The sequence below is a fragment of the Hungatella sp. SL.1.14 genome, assembly GCF_024460495.1.
In the GTDB taxonomy this organism is placed as follows: Bacteria; Bacillota; Clostridia; order Lachnospirales; family Lachnospiraceae; genus Hungatella; species Hungatella hathewayi.
Map to the genome: position 1 here is coordinate 91630 of NZ_JANFYJ010000024.1, position 19590 is coordinate 111219.

The 19590-nt window shown below is 45.3% G+C and carries 10 protein-coding genes and 1 tRNA gene; 6 read left to right on the top strand and 5 right to left on the bottom strand.

Annotated elements, in window-relative coordinates; translation table 11 throughout:
• Positions 1-68: 68 nt before the first annotated feature.
• Together NE473_RS22840 and NE473_RS22845 are read left to right on the top strand one after the other, a co-directional pair.
• On the top strand, positions 69-509 hold the full coding sequence (locus NE473_RS22840; RefSeq protein ID WP_006772274.1) for an FMN-binding protein: 441 nt from the start codon (positions 69-71) through the stop codon (positions 507-509).
• Between the two features lie 87 nt (positions 510-596).
• Entirely contained in the window at positions 597-1991 is a 1395-nt protein-coding gene (locus NE473_RS22845) for an MATE family efflux transporter (protein ID WP_006772273.1), read from the top strand.
• Between the two features lie 14 nt (positions 1992-2005).
• Here the strand turns inward: NE473_RS22845 and NE473_RS22850 are convergent, their stop codons facing one another.
• Positions 2006-2878 (bottom strand): YitT family protein, encoded by an 873-nt coding sequence (locus tag NE473_RS22850; RefSeq protein WP_006772272.1) that lies wholly within the window; start codon positions 2876-2878, stop codon positions 2006-2008.
• 149 nt (positions 2879-3027) lie between these two features.
• Between NE473_RS22850 and NE473_RS22855 the strand changes: the two genes are divergently transcribed.
• Positions 3028-3100: transfer RNA gene (locus NE473_RS22855), tRNA-Val, on the top strand.
• Between the two features lie 495 nt (positions 3101-3595).
• Positions 3596-5005 (top strand): spore germination protein, encoded by a 1410-nt coding sequence (locus tag NE473_RS22860; RefSeq protein ID WP_055651253.1) that lies wholly within the window; start codon positions 3596-3598, stop codon positions 5003-5005.
• A gap of 98 nt (positions 5006-5103) precedes the next feature.
• Here NE473_RS22860 and NE473_RS22865 read toward each other — a convergent pair whose 3' ends face one another.
• A complete protein-coding gene (locus NE473_RS22865; protein ID WP_022031041.1) occupies positions 5104-5430 on the bottom strand; it encodes a cupin domain-containing protein in 327 nt (108 codons plus the stop codon).
• Positions 5431-5614: 184 nt separating this feature from the next.
• Here NE473_RS22865 and NE473_RS22870 point away from each other — a divergent pair, with 184 nt between their 5' ends.
• A complete protein-coding gene (locus tag NE473_RS22870; protein WP_081034964.1) occupies positions 5615-6025 on the top strand; it encodes a DUF3842 family protein in 411 nt (136 codons plus the stop codon).
• A 100-nt stretch (positions 6026-6125) separates the two neighbouring features.
• Here the strand turns inward: NE473_RS22870 and NE473_RS22875 are convergent, their stop codons facing one another.
• Positions 6126-15017: a doubled motif LPXTG anchor domain-containing protein gene (locus tag NE473_RS22875; RefSeq protein WP_256265392.1), complete on the bottom strand. Its 8892-nt coding sequence runs from the start codon at positions 15015-15017 to the stop codon at positions 6126-6128.
• 15 nt (positions 15018-15032) lie between these two features.
• Positions 15033-15908, bottom strand: a complete 876-nt coding sequence (locus tag NE473_RS22880; RefSeq protein ID WP_055651256.1) for a hypothetical protein — start codon at positions 15906-15908, stop codon at positions 15033-15035.
• A 616-nt stretch (positions 15909-16524) separates the two neighbouring features.
• Between NE473_RS22880 and NE473_RS22885 the strand changes: the two genes are divergently transcribed.
• Positions 16525-16965: a GNAT family N-acetyltransferase gene (locus tag NE473_RS22885; protein ID WP_055652493.1), complete on the top strand. Its 441-nt coding sequence runs from the start codon at positions 16525-16527 to the stop codon at positions 16963-16965.
• 421 nt (positions 16966-17386) lie between these two features.
• Here NE473_RS22885 and NE473_RS22890 read toward each other — a convergent pair.
• Positions 17387-19590, bottom strand: a 2204-nt coding sequence (locus NE473_RS22890) for a doubled motif LPXTG anchor domain-containing protein (RefSeq protein WP_256265393.1), incomplete at its 5' end; no start/stop codon positions are given.

The window sequence follows — 19590 nt, forward strand, 5'->3', positions numbered from 1 at the left end:
AGTATAACATAAACCGCCCCCAAGCAGAATACATTATATCAAAACCCGTTCGGAGGACCTTATTTTATATGAGCTCTAAAACAAAAATTGTTGTACTGCGGATGAAAGAAATCATCTACACCGCCATCTTTGTCGGCCTCGGAATCCTGTTAATCACACTGTTTCTTATTATGTTCCGGCCGAAAAAAGATACCGTTCCCACTTCCGGAGAAGCGGCCGCCTATGTACCCGGAGTTTACTCTTCGGCAATCACGCTGAATAACCAGGATGTCAATGTGGAAGTAACCGTGGACGCGGATAAAATTACATCGGTCACCCTCGTTCCTCTAAGCGAAGCAGTCACCACCATGTATCCGCTGATGCAGCCGGCCATGGACACTCTCTCGGAGCAGATTGTAAAGAACCAGTCCACCAAAAACATCTCCTATTCCGATGAGACACGCTACACCTCCACCGTCCTCTTAAAAGCAGTCGACAAGGCGCTGTCCAAAGCTGAAGCTGCAAAATAAGAATATGGTATGGGGATTGTGTTTTCTCTTTTCTGCCTGTATAATGAGATCAGAATACATAATTTTTTACAGTAAGAGGAACGGGATATGAGTCAGAAAAGCAGGACACAGAATGCCATAGGGCAGAATCAAATTACAGAAGGAGTAATCTGGAAACAGCTTCTTCTGTTTTTCTTTCCAATTTTATTCGGAACGTTTTTCCAGCAGCTCTACAACACCGCTGATGCCGTGATTGTAGGGCGCTTCGTTGGGAAGGAAGCACTGGCGGCCGTAGGAGGTCCTACGGGAACCCTGATCAATCTTCTTGTGGGATTCTTCGTAGGGCTTTCTTCCGGCGCCACCGTAATTATTTCCCAGTTTTACGGCGCCAAACAGCCGGACCGGGTAAGCAGGGCGGTCCATACATCGATCGCATTTTCCATTGCCGGAGGCATCGTGCTCATGGTCATCGGCGTGGCCGGCGCGCCGTGGGCCTTATCCGCCATGGGAACTCCGGACGACATCCTAAATCATGCGGTCCTGTACATGAGAATCTATTTTCTGGGAGTCATCGGGAACCTGATCTATAATATGGGAGCCGGTATCCTGCGGGCGATCGGGGACTCAAAACGGCCGCTGTACTTCCTGATTGCCAGCTGCTTTACCAATATTATCCTGGACATCGTCTTCGTCGTCTGCCTGCACATGGGCGTTATGGGAGCCGCACTGGCCACCATCCTCTCCCAGTTAGTCAGCGCCGTGCTGGTGATCATCGTACTGATGAAGACGAAGGAATCGTACCACCTGATTCCAAAGTCCATCCGGCTGGATCTGGACATGCTGAAGCGGATTATCCAGATCGGCTTCCCTGCAGGGCTTCAGTCTGTCATGTACTCCGCCTCCAATGTCATCATACAGTCCAGCGTCAACGCGCTGGGAACCGATACCATCGCAGCCTGGACCGCCTACGGCAAGATCGACAGTGTATTCTGGATGATCATAAACGCCTTTGGTATCTCCGTCACCACCTTCGTGGGACAGAACTACGGCGCCGGGAAAAAGGACAGGGTTCATAAGGGAGTACACGTGTGTCTGGCCATGAGCTTTGCCGCCACCTTCCTGTTAAGCATCCTGCTGTACTGCGGCGGAAGCTATATTTACCTGCTGTTCACAACAGACGCGGCGGTGATCGAAAAAGGAACCGAGATCCTGCAGTATCTCGTTCCGACCTTCTTCACCTACGTCTGCATCGAGATCTATTCCGGCTCCCTGCGAGGCGTCGGTGACTGCTGGATTCCCATGATCATCACCTGCCTGGGCGTCTGTGCGCTGCGTGTCGTCTGGATTTGGGCCGCGGTACCGCTTCGCCCGACGATTCAGACTGTTATTTTCAGCTACCCGCTGACATGGGTTATCACTTCTATCCTGTTTTTCTTTTATTTTAACTGGTTTTCCAAGCTGAAAAAATACCACTGGTATGGATTCCGCAGACGGAACCGTTAAAAACAGGATTGGCCCTATTCCATCGGGGCACGGTAAAAACCGCCGTAAAACTGCTGGGTCCGGAACATATTGACGATTACATGGTCGTCCACCTCGTGAAGCAGAGTGATGATATCCTCCACCTCGTAGGAGGACACCACGGTATGAAGCAGGTACATGTGTTTTTTGCTGTAGCCTCCGATGGCATCCACACAGGATATGCCGTGCCGGAAGGTCTTTACGTAAGCGTTCGTGATCTCCGGACCTTTGGAGGTGGTAATCTGCATCGTCACCCGCTCATAGCGGTGATGGAACGTAGACACAATCATCGTGGACACAAACTGGAACAGGATGGAGTACCCTGCGTAATCCCAGCCGAAAATGGCACCAAAGATGCACAGAAGCACCACGTTTCCGGCAAATACATAGCTCCAGATGGAATTCCCGGTCTTATTGGATACGTAAAGGGCAATGAAGTCCGTTCCGCCTGTGGACGCATTGCCTCTTAAAGCCAGCACGATACAGAATCCGTACAGTACGCCTCCGTAAATCACATTCAAAATCACATCCTCGAAAATCGGAGAAAAGTGAAAGAGCTTCAAAAAAATACTGGCCAGAAATACCTGGAGCAGTGAAAAAAATGTAAACCGCCGGCTGATGCTCCTGCTGCAGGCCCAGGCCACCGGAATATTCAAAATCACCATGGCCAGGGAAGTCGATATATTGACGCCGAACAGGGAGGTCACCCGGTCAATCAGGATCGCAATTCCCGTAAATCCGCCGGACAGCAGCCCTGCCGGCCTTATGAACGCCTGAATGACGAATGTCTGAAGCAGCGCGGAACCAATAACCGCCACCGTCGTCATAACTGTTCGAAAACGCCTGTTCTTCCTTAATTTCCTCCACATCGTAAAAAGCTCCTCTCCTTGTCTTATCTGAAGCAGTCTAATGCTATTATATGTAAAATTCCCGCTTCCATCAATACAAATTAAGACAACTTAAAAAATTTTATTCTTACTATTGATTTTTTTGCCCTTATCGATTAAAATAGCGGTATGGAGATATAGCTCAGCTGGGAGAGCATCTGCTTGACGTGTAGAAGGTCGCAGGTTCGAGCCCTGTTGTCTCCATGGCGAAACCGCCGGTAACCTTTCTTTTATAAGGTTCCGGCGTTTTTTTTCATGTTCAGAAGGAAATCTGCCGAACGGCTTTTTGATGTCACAGGAGCACGTTTTTAATATACAAAAAAGGACTGCTTATCCCCCACAGAAAGCAGTCCTTCGTCACGATCTAAAACCGTCACATTATTAAGTTTATACAATTCTGGCATCCCCATGCCTGAAATCATACATGCAAGGCACCCCTTTGTGCTTCTCACATGGACAATCATAACATCAATACTGGAAAAAGTCAATCATTTTAGTGTATTTCACCAAAAAAGGACGGGACTGGAAGAATCATTATCGCAATTTTTTATACAATGTATGCAAAAACGTCTTTGTCATGCGTACACATTTTCATGAAACATATTTTCACCAAAAATGCGCATACTTTCTTTATCACCAATTCCCTTCCATTGCCGCGGAATCCGCGGACTACCAATACAGTAAAAAGGAGACCATGATATGGACTTTTCCAGTAAGCTTTCTGATAACATGTCTTATCTGAAAGAAAAATTGAATGTGGACACGAATTTCGACGTCGTCTACCGGGTCATCCATGTGGGTGGGCGGGAGGCCTGTCTCTATTTTATAGATGGCTTCACCAAAGACGAGGTATGGTTAAAGATTCTTCAGGCATTTTCAACGCTGAAGGAAGACGCCATGCCGGAAGACGCCCACGCATTTTCAAAAAAATACCTGCCCTATGGAGAGGTCGGACTGGTCAGGAGTGATTCTGAGATGATCGGCCAGCTTCTCATGGGTGTGTCATGCCTGTTTATCGATGGATATGACTGCTGCTTCACCATCGACTGCCGCACCTATCCGGCCCGCGGCGTATCGGAACCGGAAAAGGACAAGGTGCTTCGCGGTTCCCGTGACGGGTTTGTGGAAACTCTTATTTTCAACACGGCCCTGATCCGCCGCCGTATCCGCGATCCGAAGCTTACCATGGAGATTACCAGCGCCGGAGAGAGTTCTCACACCGATATCGCCCTCTGCTACATGCAGGGCCGGATAGATGAAAAGCTTCTGGCCATGATCAAGGACAGGATCAATAAACTGGAAGTAGACGCGCTGACCATGAACCAGGAAAGCCTGGCGGAATGCCTTTATCCGCATAAATGGTATAATCCATTTCCAAAGTTTAAATTCTCCGAACGCCCTGACACTGCGGCCGCCTCAATCCTGGAGGGAAACATCATTATTCTGGTAGATAACTCTCCTGCCGCCATGATTCTGCCCTCATCTGTCTTCGATATCATCGAGGAGGCCGACGATTACTATTTCCCTCCGGTAACGGGAACCTATCTGCGTCTGTCACGTATGGCCATCTCCGTGCTGACACTTTATTTAACGCCGCTGTGGCTGCTGCTGATGCAGAATCCGGATGTCATCCCATCCTGGCTGGAGTTCATTCAATTGTCTGAGCCGCCCCATGTGCCGCTTATCTTTCAGCTGCTCATACTGGAGTTTGCCATCGACGGTCTGAGGCTGGCCGCCGTCAATACGCCCAGTATGCTGACCACACCGCTCAGTGTGATCGCCGGTATCGTTCTGGGGGAATACTCCGTAAAATCCGGCTGGTTCAACAGCGAAACCATGCTCTATATGGCCTTCGTCACCGTTGCAAACTATTCCCAGGCCAGCTTCGAACTGGGCTATGCATTCAAATTCATGCGAATGATCCTGCTGGTCCTTACCGCCGTCTTTAATTACTGGGGCTTTGCCATCGGAGTCATCCTCTCCGTCTGCGCGGTCATATTTAATAAGACGATCGCGGGAAAGAGCTATATCTATCCGCTGATACCGTTTAACTGGAACAAACTAAAGAAACGCTTTCTGCGCGGCAGACTGCCTCATAAGGAGAAATAAGGAAGCCGCACGAAAAAAAGAAGTCCGGTAGATATGTATGTACTTCCGGGCTTCTTTTTTATAATTCTTTTTCTACGATTCTTTTTTGTTTTGATTCCTTATTCCACAAAATCTTTTCTCATCGGTGTAAAGATATCCAGCAGCATGGTGTCTTCCAACGCCACCACGCCATGTACTGCATTCGGCTCTACATAGTAGCTGTCTCCTGTTACCAGAACTTTATCTTCCTTTCCCTCCTCCTGAAATAACAGGGAACCCGAGATGATATAGCCGATCTGCTCATGAGGATGGCTGTGTTTGGCGCCGATGGCTCCTTTTTCAAACTTCAGTTCCACATTCATTAAATTCTCACTGTATGCCAGAACCTTTCGCACCACACCGCCGCCTAAGTCTGTAAGCGGAACATTTTTGTTTTCTACATACATGATAACTTCCTCCTGTTTCTGTGATTGCGGATCTGTTATGTACCTCCGCATTGATAGTTTTAATTATACTACAAGGTAAGTCATTCCGTAAACAGGGAAAGAAGACTCGCGTAACCGTTCTTGTAAACCCGATGGGAATGCTTTATAATGATAAAGAAATCTTACAATGAAGAGGAATGTACAAATGAAACTTATCGTAATTGACGGACAGGGCGGCAAAATGGGACATGCCGTTATCGTCCAGTTAAAAAAATCCCATCCGGAACTTGAAATAACAGCGATCGGAACAAACTCCATCGCTACCTCATCCATGCTGAAAGCCGGTGCCGACGCCGGTGCAACCGGTGAAAATCCCGTGGTAGTGGCCAGCCGGAGCGCAGACATTATTATCGGCCCGATCGGCATCGTAATCCCCAACTCACTGCTCGGTGAGATCACGCCGGCCATGGCGGAAGCCATCGGTTCCAGCCAGGCAAAGAAAATCCTGATACCGGTAAATAAGTGCAATCATTACGTGGTAGGCTGCGAAGAGCTTCCTTTGAGCGCTTATATCAGCCAGGTGGTGGCGCAGGTAGAGATGCTGACCGAAAAATAGTGAAACAGAAATGAATGGATACAGAAGGCGGCGGCCTGACAGAAGTGATTATCTGCCAGGCCGCCGCCTTTTATATCTTCTTATTTTTTAGTTCTGGGCGTTAGTTCTCTTCTTTCTTCTTGCTGCTCAGCACTGCAAATGCTGCCATCAGGAATCCGGAAAGCACTGCCGCCAGACCTGCATGCGCTCCTGCACGGTCGCCGGTCTTAGGAAGACCTGCAAGCGGTACGTTGCCATCATCGATCAGAACTAAGTTGTCTGTCGGGCTGCCCTCAGGTAAATTCGCCAACGGTACTTCGCCCGGTTCAATCGTTACAGTTCCAGGACCTCCCGGAACGTATGGCTTATTAGGATTCGGAGTATCTCCGCCTCCGCCGCCGTTATCACCTCCGCTGCTGCCTGACGTTACTCTAAGAGTACCTGCCAGATAAGTGATGTGATAATTAGCTGTAACTTCCTCATCATTCGCCACAATCACTGCATCGCTGGCTACATTCTGGCTGCTGCCAACCGCCGTCTGTGAACCTGTCACTTTGACTGATCCCAGAACCTGGCCGTCTGCAAGCGTTCCATTCGTAATGGCCGCTGTCGGTGCGGTTAACTCTAATCCATTGTATCTCCGTTCCGCACTGGCTGCCGTAATTGTTATCTCTCGTTTCTGAATGACTACAATACCTGTTACAACTGCCGTGTCATCATAATTTGGATTAACAGCCTTTACATAGACTGTATGATTCCCTGCTTCTGTAAATACAGGTGCTGTCTCACTAAAGTTCTGGTTATCCACCGAATAAAGAATGGTGGAACCTTCCTTCAGCGCTGTCACTTCTCTCAGTCCATGTGTCTTTCCATCATAAGTTACTGTCTCTCCTGTCACATTCACCGTGTTAGTATTTAACGCAGTAATGTTCAGCTTGCCGTTTTTAACTTCTACCTTATAGTTGGAATTTTCACGGTAGCTTGCAGTCAATGTAATATCTGCACCAACCGCCTCTTTGTTCTTATCCGCATCAATTCTGTGGTAAACCACACTGCCTAAATCTCCGTCGGCAATCAATCCCTGAATCTGACCGGTAAATAACGGGTCAATATCACTATAAGATTTTGACTTGTTGTCTACAACAATCGTTGCCGGCCTTGCTGTGATGGTGATCGTCACATCTTCAGCTGCTAAATCCTCATAACCGGTTCTCGTCGCCTTCACAGATACCGTTACGGTTCCATCGTCCACGTTGGTTACACTCGGAGCTGTTGTACTCCATTCGCCGTTTCCTGTCTTATAGTAGATCGTATAGCCAGGTGCATTAGTAAGCTCTGCTTTTGCTTCGTGGGCCATTCCGTCATAGATCCAGCTTCCTCCGGCTGCTGTCAGCACCGCATCTTCTATGATTGCCGTCTTAATGGTAAAGTCTCCCTTTTCTACAATTACAACGTAGTTGCTGTTTGACTCATATTCTGCGGTCAGTACCTTCTGATACGTTCCGACTGCCTCATCTGTGTTGGTTCTCTTATACGTTACGGTTCCCAGATCTCCCGATGCGACAAGGTTTGCTGTTGTTCCGGTAAAATCCGGATCCTGCTCATCAAAGAACTTATCTGCATGATCCACTGTAATCGTGGCTTCCCTCGGTGTAATCTTTAAGGTTACATCGTCTGTCATTAAATCTGCATAGCCGCTTCTCGTCGCCTTTACGGATACCGTTACGGTTCCTTCCAGTACATTGGTCACACTCGGGGCCTCTGTGGTCCAGTCTCCGTTACCGGCTTTGTAATATACCGTGTAGCCGGATGCATGTTCCAGGACCGCTTCCGCTGCATGGGCTGCTCCGTCATAGATCCAGCTTCCTCCGACAGCGCTGACCTTTGCGCCTTCTATGGAGGCTGTTTTAATTTCGAAGTCTCCCTTTACGACAGTTACAAGGTAGTTGGTGTTTGGCGTATACTCAGCTGTCAGCACCTTCTGATACGTTCCGACCGCTTCGTCTGTGTTGGTTCTTCTGTAGGTTACCGTTCCGAGATCCCCTGCTTTTACCAGGTTCTCTTCTGTTCCTGTAAATATCGGATCCGTTTCATCGAAGAACTTCTCTGCATCCTTTACCCGGATCGTTGCGGTTCTGGCTGTGATCTGGATCGTTGTCTCGTTGGATACCAGAGTCTCATAACCTTCACGGGTTCCTCTTGCGGTTACAGTTACGGTTCCTTCTGCTACATTGGTGACTCCCGGTACAGTCTCAGACCAGGTATTTCCTCCGTCCGTACTGTATTCGATCTTATATCTCTTCAGCGTTGCCAGAACGGAATCGATGACGTCCAGTTTAACTTTGTGCTCTTTACCGTCATAGATCCAGCTTCCTCCGGCAATCTTAAGCTCTGCCTCCGGGTCCTTCGCTTCCTTAATCTTAAAGTCGCCGCGTTTTACGGTTACTTCGTAGTTTGTGTTGTCTGTGTAAACGGCATCCAGCACCTTCTCATACGTTCCCACGCCTGATGCATCATTGGTTCTCACATAGGTTACTCTTCCGAGATCGCCGTCCGCTACCAGTCCTGTTACGCTTCCGGTAAATACCGGATCTGCCTCGTTAAAGAACTTCTCCGCATTGTTTACCGTAATGGCCGCAGGCTTCTTTGTAATCTGAATGGTTACATCTTCTGTTGTTAAATCTGTATATCCGGTCTTTGTTGCCTTGACGGATACGGTTACAATTCCATCTGCCACATTGGTGACACTCGGGGCAGCTGTGGTCCAGTCGCCGTTACCGGCTTTGTAGTAAATGGTATATCCATCTGCATTTCTAAGAGATGCAGTAGCCGCATGTGCGTTTCCATCATATACCCAGCTTCCTCCGGCTGCCGTCACTTTGGCATCCTTTATGGTCGCTGTCTTGATTTCAAACGTTCCCTTATGCTCGGTTACATTGTAGTTCGCGTTTTGGATATAGGCCGCTGCAAGTACTCCCTCATAAATGCCGACCTCCTCATCATCGTTTGTTCTGATATAGGTCAGCCCTGTTAAATCGCCATCCTTTACAAGTCCTGTCACGGTTCCTGTAAACTTCGGATCCGCCTCATCAAAGAACTTCTCCGCAGGATCAACGATAATCGTTACGTCCTTTGGAATAATTTCCAGTGTAACCGGGGCAGCTGTCAGGTCTTCATAACCGGTTCTGGTTGCTTTTACAGATACCGTCACAATTCCGTCCGCTACATTGGTGACACTCGGGGCATCTGTGGTCCACCCGCCGTTTCCGACTTTGTAGTAAACCGTATAGCCGGATGCGTTCTCTACTTCTCCGGCTGCTGCATGGGCCGCGCCGTCGTAGATCCAGCTTCCTCCGGTCGCAGTTAATTCTGCCCCCGCAATAGAAGCGGTCTTAATCGTAAAGTCGCCATTCTGTACGCTTACATGATAGTTGTCGTTGGCGGTATAATCTGCCGTTAATACTTCGGTATAAGTTCCTACTGCCTCTTCATCATTGGTTCTGTAATATCTAACAGTTCCCAAGTCGCCCGTCTTTACCAGATTATTCACTGTTCCACTAAATAACGGATCATTTTCATCGAAGAACTTTTCTGCATCACTTACAACGATCGTGGCTTCTCTTGGCGTAATGACAAGTTTGACATCCTCGGTCACAAGATCTACATAGCCATCTTTCACTGCCTTCACTGATACAGTTAATTCACCCTCTGATACGTTGGTGACGCCTGGTATTTCCGTCTTCCATTCGCCATTCCCCACCTGATAATAGATGGTATAGCCATCAGCGTTTGTAAGTTTTGCCTGTGCGTAATGCGTTTCTCCATCGTACGTCCAGCTTCCTCCGGCTGCTTCTAATGAAGCGCCTTCCATCGTCGCCGTCTTGATTTCAAAATTGCCTTTTTTCACATAGACAGTATAGTTGTCATTTTGTGTATAGTCTGCAGACAACACTTCTGGATACTTACCAACTTCTTCCGCCGTGTTTTCTCTGAAATATGTTACAGTTCCAATATCCCCTGCTTTTACTAATCCGGACACGGTTCCACTAAATGCCGGATCCTGCTTATCGAAGAACTTCTCTGCATCCGCGACCTGAATAGTCACATCTCTGGGCAGAATTTTAAGTGTTATATCGTCTGCCTCCAGTGTTTCATATCCATACCGGTCTGCTTTTACAGATACTGTTACAGTACCTTCTGCTACATTTGTCACACTTGGTGCTGCAGTAGTCCATTCACTGTTTCCGGTCTTATAATAGATTGTATACCCAGATGCATTCTCTAAACTGGCCTTTGCCGCATGTGCATCTCCGTCATAAGTCCATTCTCCGCCAACTGCTGTCAGTACAGCACCCTCGATCGATGCTTTTTTGATTTCGAAATCACCTTCATCTATGGTTACATCGTAATTGGTATTTGGAGTATAAGATGCAGTCAATACTTCCAAATATACACCTACATCTTCATCTTTATTGGTTCTGCTGTAAGTTATGGTTCCGATGTCTCCGGCCTTTACAAGCCCTTTTGGCGTTCCTGTAAAGTCGGGATCATTCTCTCCAAAATACTTAAATGCATCATCAACCTCAATCGTTACCGGAGCCGGAGTAATCGACAAATCGGCTGTGTTTGATACCAGCGTTTCATAGCCTTCACGTGTTCCTCTGGCAATTACAGTAATTGTTCCGTCGGTTACATTCGTGACTCCCGGTACTTCCTTCGACCAGGTCAGGCCTCCATCGGTACTGTATTCAATTTTATATCTCTTGAGAGCCGCCAGTGCAGAATCTATGACATTCAGCTTAACTTTGTGCTCTTTTCCGTCATATACCCAACTGCCGCCGGCTATCTTTAAGTCTGCTTCCGGATCCTTTGCCGGTTTTATCGTAAAGTCACCTTTATTTACAGTTACGTTATAATTGGTGTTTTCTTTGTACTCTGGAATCAGGACTTCCTTATAGGTTCCTACATTTTCGGTACTATTCGTTCTTTTATAAGTGACTTCACCGAGATCTGTTTTATTTACAAGCCCCTGTACCGTTCCTTCAAAAACAGGATCCGTTTCACCAAAGGTCTTTTCAGCATTTTTTACAGTGATAGTCACCGGCTTCTTTGTGATCTGTAACTTGACATCATCAGTCACCAGATCCACATAGCCCTTTCGTGTCGCTTTTACAGATACGGTTACAACGCCTTCCGACACATTGGTCACGCTTGGCGGATCGATTGTCCATTCACCGTCTTTTACTTTGTAGTATACGGTATAGCCATCCGCCTTATTAAGACTTGCCGCCGCATAATGTGCGTTTCCGTCATATGGCCAGCTGCCGCCCTTCGCTGTTAACGAAGCACCCGGTATCGTAGCTACTTTAATTTCAAAATTGCCTCTGGTCTCCGTTACTGCATAGTTCTTATTTTCAATATACTTAGCAGCAAGTACCTTTTCATAAACGCCTACGTCCTCAGCTTTATTCGTTCTCACATATGTTACATTGCCAAGATCCGTTTGGTTTACAAGACCTTCTACCTTACCGGTGAAAACCGGGTCATTGGAATTATAATACTTAGAACTGTTATCTACCGTAATCGTCACTGCTTTCGGTAAAATAGTCAAAGTTCCCGGCTCTGTTGTAATTGTATATTCTTTTGTTACATCTACATCTGAGTCATTTACAATTTTCGCAGTGCCTGTTAAGTTGATCGGATAGCCGCCGTCTTTCACATCGCGGCCAGAACCGATGGCTTCAATTTCTTTAATTTTATGACCTGCCTTTAAGCCGCTCCATTCGTAACCTTCTGCTGATACAGACTGCGTTTCACCATTATAAACTTTTTCTACATCAGAAGCCTTAATGGTCAGCGCCTGCTTTTTCTGCCACTGCGCGTATACAGTGATGTCATCTGTAACGATGGTATTAGAAGTAAAGGAACTTCCTGTACCATCCGGCTGTGTATTCCAGCCGAGGAAATTGTGATCATCACGTTCCGCAGTTGCAATCTGGCTGCCCAAAGAAGTATCTTTCGGTACTGTCACACTGTCTGCGCTTGGCGTACCTCCATTTCCATTAAAGGTTACTGTGACATCTTTGATTTGCTGATATCCATAGTATAAATGAACTGCCTTTTTAGCAGGACTCAGTTCTACATTTGCAGGACTGCTGCTTCCATCATGGTCTGCACTCGCTGCCACATACTGATATTGAATGCCATTATATTCTATGGTTGACGGCGCCGGGACGGAATAGCTGCCAAACTTCTGAGGTGCATCTCCATAGAGCTGTGTCCCCAGCTGCTGACGGCGTTCGAAATCAATCACTTCACCGGTTCCATTGATTGTAACACCATTTTCATTAACCAGATAGTAGTTTAATGTAATGGTACCAACATCTCCAACCGCCAGATTGGGGCTTGGGATATCCTGAGTCTGTGACTGTTCATCAGGATCCGTATAATCGACTCTGGCTTCTTTGTTCGTATCCGGTGCGGTTCCGCCCGGCACGGTATCTTTTACTTTAATATAGATAGTAAGTGTTTCCTTATTGGCAGAAATATTGCCAAAATCCCATGTAACCGTTTTATTGTCTGAACTTTTACTTACGGTACCTGTGCTTGCTTCATACCACATGCCATTGTTGTAGTCCGCTGCAATCTCGAAGGCTTCTGTATTGATTACGTCGGTGATGGTTGCTTCGGTTCCGGCGATTTTAATGGAACTGGCAATGGCGTCGTAGATGCCTACCAGATCACCTGTGTTAACTATATTTTTTGCGTAAGTTGAGGCTGGATCAGAGGCTAATGGAACGATAAATCTATTAAAATTGGTTGTTCCAATATTTAGACCAATTGAATAAATCGTTACTCCTTGCGCTCTTAATTCAGCTGCCTCAGCCTGGCCGTCATGGTAGGGTGACATGGCATTATTGCGAGGCTCACCATCACTCATGAAAACAATGTATACAGGCCTGGAAGTATCCGTTCGGTTATCAATTATTTTCTGAGCAGCCTGGAAAGCATAATCATAATTTGTACCCCCAGAAGCACTCATTTGATTATCCAGGACATAAGTTTTGAAATAATCTTTCGCAGAATAGGTTACAGGTCTTCTATCGCCAACCTCAATCTTATCATCCGCTTTTAAAAATGTTTGTGTCGAATTATTGATACCCGGATAAGCTTTGGCACTGCTATCAAAATCAACGATAGCAATTCGATTATCTGACGGAACTCCATCGACCGCTCCGTATAAATTGTCTACAAACCCTTTCGCTCCACTTTTGGCCGTCGACCATTTAGTTCCTGCCATACTTCCTGAGCTATCGACTATTAAAATAACATCACTGCCCTTACGAACAGGATTTCCATAGATAGTGAAGTCAATTTTAGCAATACCATTTTCTTCGTCTACCCATTCTGCTGTTTTGGTAGGAAACACTTTACCAGGCGTCGTATTATCATCTGAAAGTCTCGATCGGTAATAATTTCTTGGCACAGCATTCAGAATTTGTACTTCGTCTTCTTCCTTTTCTATCGGAATCTCATCATAAAACAATTCAATTTTATTATCTGCTTCATCACTGATTGTTATCTGATCCGGTATACTGCCCAAATAGGTAAGCGTATCTTTTTCCCACGCATAATCGGCTGGATTGATCACATCTCCTGCTTTCAGCCCTCTAATCACTTCATCTTCCGATATATCTTCATCATTATAAAACGCATTGTGATGAATCGTAAGAGTTAATCCTTCCGTTACTTCAACAGATACCCCCATTTTATTAAGAGTCGTTACATATGCTTTCGCATAGCTCTCTTCATTGAGCAATACATGACCATAGGTCTTGCCTTCGATCTTCTCTGAAGGTTTATTCTCTCCAGAATCGGCGTGATCACCTTTATCTGCATTGCTTCCTGTACTTACGGCTGCAGGGCTTTCTGAAGAATTATTTCCTTCCGGATCCAGCTTCGGACTATCCGCTTTCGGTATCTCTTCATCTACAATTGATACATCTGATTCTCCTGGAGCTGCTTCCATTGCAGTTGTTAAAGTGAAGGTTTTATTCCTTATAATCGATGCAGTTTCATTGGCTGTATCCGGTGCTGCTGTCTCTGCTTCCGGTGCCGGTGCCTCCGTTTCCGGTTCCTGTGCAGGTGCTTCTGTTTCTGGTTCCTGTACTTCCGGGGCCTGTGTTACAGCCTCAGTTTCCGGAGCCTGAGTCTCTGGTTCCTGTACCGGAGCCTGCGTTGGCTTTTCTATTTCTTCCTGTGTGGGCGCTTCTGTCTCCGGCTCTTTTGCAGGAGCTGTTGTTTCCGGTTCCTGCACTGGTGCTTCTGTCTCAGGTTCCTGTATCGATTCTTCTGTTTCCGGAACTTGTGTCGGTGCCTCTGTTTCTGGCTCCTTCGTCTCTTCTACACTTCCGTTTTCCTCTTCGGGAGCAGTGGCTTCCTCCTGATTCTGGGCTGGCTTATCTCCCTCCAATGCATTTCCATTCTCATCAAGTGCCGGCTTTTCGGTTTCTGCAAAAGAAGAATTCCCTTTAACCGTAACCTTATCCGTTACATAGTCATCGATTCTGGAACGAAATGCAATTTTGGATTCAGAATCATTGATGTAAAGGAAAATAATTTCTTCCTCTCCAGTGATCTGATACCCCTCTGTTTCACCTTTTACCCGAATAAACATCCGAAGATTCGCTCCGTCTGCATTTTCCTCTTCATCCAGGTCATAAGAAGGGGCGATTTCATATACAGTGCCATTTGTAAATAGCTTCTGATACTCTTTAGCTGTACTTCCTGTCTCCTCGATTCCGAGATCCTCGTAAGTAAAGGTGCTGCCGCTGTCAATAGCAGCCTGAGCGGATTCTACGATATCTTCTCCGCTCATGACAAAGGTAGCCTTTTCTGTCTCTAATGCATTTGTTACATCTGCCAATGATACCGTATTAACCGATGTCATGGTCAGAACAAATGCCAGGAACGCGGCAAGCCCTCGTCTGAACTTTTTTCTAAGTCCTTTCATACTTTTTCTCCTTCCTTAGCCCTCCATCAGGACTTTCTTTCTATTATTAGTTGTAATAGATCTATCTTCGCACTCACTCCTTTTCTTACCGCTTTCCAATGCAGAAGCCATCAATATAACCATTTCCAAAAAGCTTCTGAAAGCCTGCCTTTTACCGGTTTCACGCCAGTAAATGATTCCCTGCCAGGTTGAGTGTTCCCTGAACAGGATTTTTATCAGGAATGTTGCTTCCTTCCCACCTAAACGATAGGAATCCCATGTTTCCTCTGAGATGATTTTTCCGGAATCATGATCTCCCTCCCCTGCCTCAAACAGACGTACCATTGCATCTGCCAGGCCAATCGTTCCCTTAAACTTCTCCAAACGATTAATAACTGCGTTCTGTACCCTTCCTATTAGCAGACCCTTTTCAGAGGAATTAACAGCTATCTGGCAGACTCTGGTAATCTTAATGTCCTTCTCCATTTCCGATTGACCAGTAAATATTCTGTCAATCAACTGAAGCATCTGGAGCAGACTCTCAAAGCTTTCAGTCTGCTCACCTTCCAGCCAGGTAATATCTCCCTGCCAGCTGGCGTTGTATCGAAACTTCACGTATACCTGGAACGTTGCCAGTCTGCCATTCTGGTAGCGGTTACATTCCCGGATTGCCGGTTCGGGATATTCAACATTTGAAAATTGTCTCAATTCCATCGCCTGCTTTGGACACGCCATACTGTCAAAGATGCGATTCATATGTATCACCATTTCGAGGAAATTATCAAAACGGATTCCCGGAGTTTTTCCTGCATGATAGATAACCCCCTTCATACATCGGTCCTGATATTTATCTACGGAAATAGTAAAATAACGATATGAATTATGGATCATACTCATTTTTGCTATTGACAAATTGTCCACCTTCCTATAATTTATTTTATGGGTTTTAATCCGCACCGTCTGATATACAGGAAAGCTAAAAAAAGAAAATAAATTATGGAAAATTCTTGAAATGTAACCAGTTTGTGACCACACTACAGTATAATGCTCTTATAATTAATATTTTTGTAAGACATCATGATATTTTGACTATAAAAATTCAATTCAACCATACAATAAAATAAATTATATGTACTATTATTAATTTTCTATCTTTTTATTTGTTTTTATATTTTATTTCTACATTTTATTCTACACAATATCAATCTTATATTTAATCTGTATCTTCATTTTATACTCTCACAACTTTCAACTTTTTATGATAATCGACTCCAATCTTACAAATTATCAATCAATTATTGAAAATCAGTTCTAAATCAAACGTAACTGTTGGGGGAGTTACTAAGAGGTTAGATTTGAAATATCTTTCTTTAAAAGAAACTGCCATGAAATATTTTAGATAAAAAACAGTTTTTAACTATGTCGCTCTCAAGTTGACTTTTACAAAGCGCAGCTTTAGAATAAAATATATACACCTTTGGCAGATACGGCGGACTCAACAAGTTGAAAATCAGGAGGAAATTGTTAAATGGATATAAGAATTATGGAAATTGATGACTACACGGCTATATATGATTTGTGGATGTCTTGCAAGGGAATGGGGTTAAATGATATTGATGATTCAAAAAAAGGAGTGGAACGGTTTCTGAACAGAAATCCAGATACTTGCTTTGTTGCAGTAGAGAATAACGCCCTCATTGGGGTTATTATGGCTGGCAACGATGGCCGCAGAGGATTTATATACCACACTGCTGTTTTACCCTCTTATCGTCATCAAGGCATTGCTACCCAACTTGTAGATACCGCTATGACGGCTCTTGAAAATATAGGTATTACCAAGGTAGCACTCGTAGTGTTTGATAGGAATGAAAACGGAAACTCTTTTTGGGAAGCACAAGGATTCACTTCAAGAACGGACTTGGTGTATCGAAACAAATCTCTTGTCGAATTGAAAAGGTTTGATACTTGATGGTATTCTATATGATAAACTAAATTATAGATTCATAGTGCTGACTTAGTTACGTCATATTGGTATAAGGCACACTACTTAATCTAGTTGTTTCCAATAGCAGCAAGCAGGGCAGAGTGGTTACGCGCCCTTACGGGCGCTGAATACGGGGAAACTTTACCGCCTTAGAGAATGATCCTGATTGGAAGCGCACGTTGCAAAGCGTAACGGGACTTTTAATGCATATATGCAAACCTTGATTTCATGCGGGTTTGTTGGACACACTGCAAAAATTCGCATAGCTTTTTAAGCATTTTTTCGCTTTCAGGCAATAAATAATATTAAATTATGTTTCTAAAAAAACAGGATAAAAATAGCGGCGGCCTGACAGATTATAAACTCTGTCAGGCCGCCGCCATTTTTTATATTGCTTTTTAACTATTTACTTTTCTTCTTCCTTCTTCCTATTGCTCAACACTGTAAACGCTGCCAACAAGAATCCAGAAAGCAGTGCTGCTAATCCTGCATGTGCTCCTGCGCGATCACCGGTCTTTGGAAGACCTGCAAGCGGTACGTTGCCATCATCAATCAGGATTAAATTATCTGTTGGTCCGCCTTCAGGCAGATTAGCCAAAGGCACATCTCCCGGCTCAACAGTTACCGTTCCGCCGGCAGGGCCTTCCGGAACGAATGGCTTATTAGGATTCGGAGTGTTTCCGCCTCCGCCACCGTCACTGCCGCCAGTATATCTCCACTGTGCTACATAAACCGCATTTTCTGTTACCGTTCCTGCAACAGACGGTTTCCAACCATCGAATACATATCTTCCGGTTATATTCATTTCACCTGTAAATTCCGGCGTCTTATCACCGTAAGAAATTCCACCGATCACTTGTTCTGTAAAGAACGCATGATCTCCCGGCTGATACGTTACTGTAAACTGTTGCTTAAAGTAGAGTTTTAATACCAGACTGTTATCTCCCTTAACAATTCCGCTTTCCACATTTGACGCTGTCGTATCATATACATATCCGTTTTTCGCTTTATCGTTATCTGTAACAGATACGGACGCATCGGTTTTACCAGTTCTTATTTCGAAACTATCTGTAGATGCAGGATACTTGCCCTGAGATTCGTAGTAGTATTCTACTCTGTATGTTGTATCATCTTTTGCATAAAAATGTGCTGTGAAAACTGAATCTGTTGTAAAACCAGCTTTCTTGATATCTGCTTCAGATGCAAATGTACTTACTGGTTTTCCAGCAGCTTCTCCCACCTCACTGGAGGTCCAATTCTGGAAACTGTAGCCGCTATCTGCCGTTGCTGTCACCAGTGCCTCCGGATAAGCTGGATTCGTGGTACTGAAACTTCCATCTGTTGCTTTTTCCCTTGTAACAACTTCTTTCAAGCGTCCCTCTACCTTACCATTGGTATCTGCAGTATACGTAAAGGTTATCTGGTACTTATCAGGAATCTGGTCCGGCTTATCAGGATCCGGTCCAGTGCCTATTTCGTCAAGGGCGTAGTAGATATTGACAATGTTATCATCTGCATTTTCTGATACTACTTTATCTTTTCCGATAATCTTGTCTAAAGCATAGTGTTTTCCATCTACCCACGTTACCTCATCCTGAACCGTAATATTTTGCAATATCAGTTCACCAAAAGTCGCAGAATTGCTTTTTATTGTTTCCAAAGGAGCTTGAATATCATCATAATAATAATTTATTTCTTTGTATAAATCTTTTTTAATCTTCCAGTTGGCATAAACTGTAGTATCAGACTCTAATACCACATTTTCTGTAAATTCGCTTCCAGCTCCGTTCTCTTCTGTATACCAGCCTTCAAACGTATAGCCAGGACGACTCGTTCTTCCAAGTTCTTTTCCTGCATTCGTAAGGCTCTGGCCGCTCAGCACGGTTTCTGTCGTATTCGGCACGACTTCCGATGCATCTGCAGCTGCCTTGTCATACGTCAGCACTACCTTATTATTTGCAGTCCATCTCGCATAAACGGTCATGCTTTCCGTGATCTTATCTTCCTGGGTGAATCGTCTTCCACCGGTTGCTTCTGTATACCAGCCTGCAAACGTATAACCTGGACGGCTTGTGATTCCAAGTCCTTTTCCTGCATCTTTAAGACTCTGGCCACTCAGTACCGTTTCTTCGGTATTCGGCATGACTGCCGCTGCATCTTCTGCCGCTTTATCATACGTCAGCGTTACTTTTTCATTTGCTGTCCACTTCGCATAGACGGTCATGTTTTCGTTTATTGCAAACACTTCATCAAACTTTTTCCCGCCTCCGTTTTCTTCTGTATACCAGCCTTCAAATGTATACCCCGGGCGGCTCGTACTTCCAAGTACCCTCTTTACATCTTTAAGGCTCTGGCCTCTCAGCACCGTCTCTGTCGTATTTGGTACGACATCAGAAGCATCTTCTGCCGCCTTATTATACGTCACCATGACTGAGTCATTGGGAATCCACTTTGCGAATACAATCATACTGCCGGCAATTGCCGTATCTGCCGTAAATTGTACTCCTGTTCCGCCCTTACCCGTGTACCAGCCTCCAAACGTATAGCCGGGACGGCTTGTAATTCCAAGATCTTTTCCTGCATTTGCAAGACTCTGGCCGCTCAGCACCG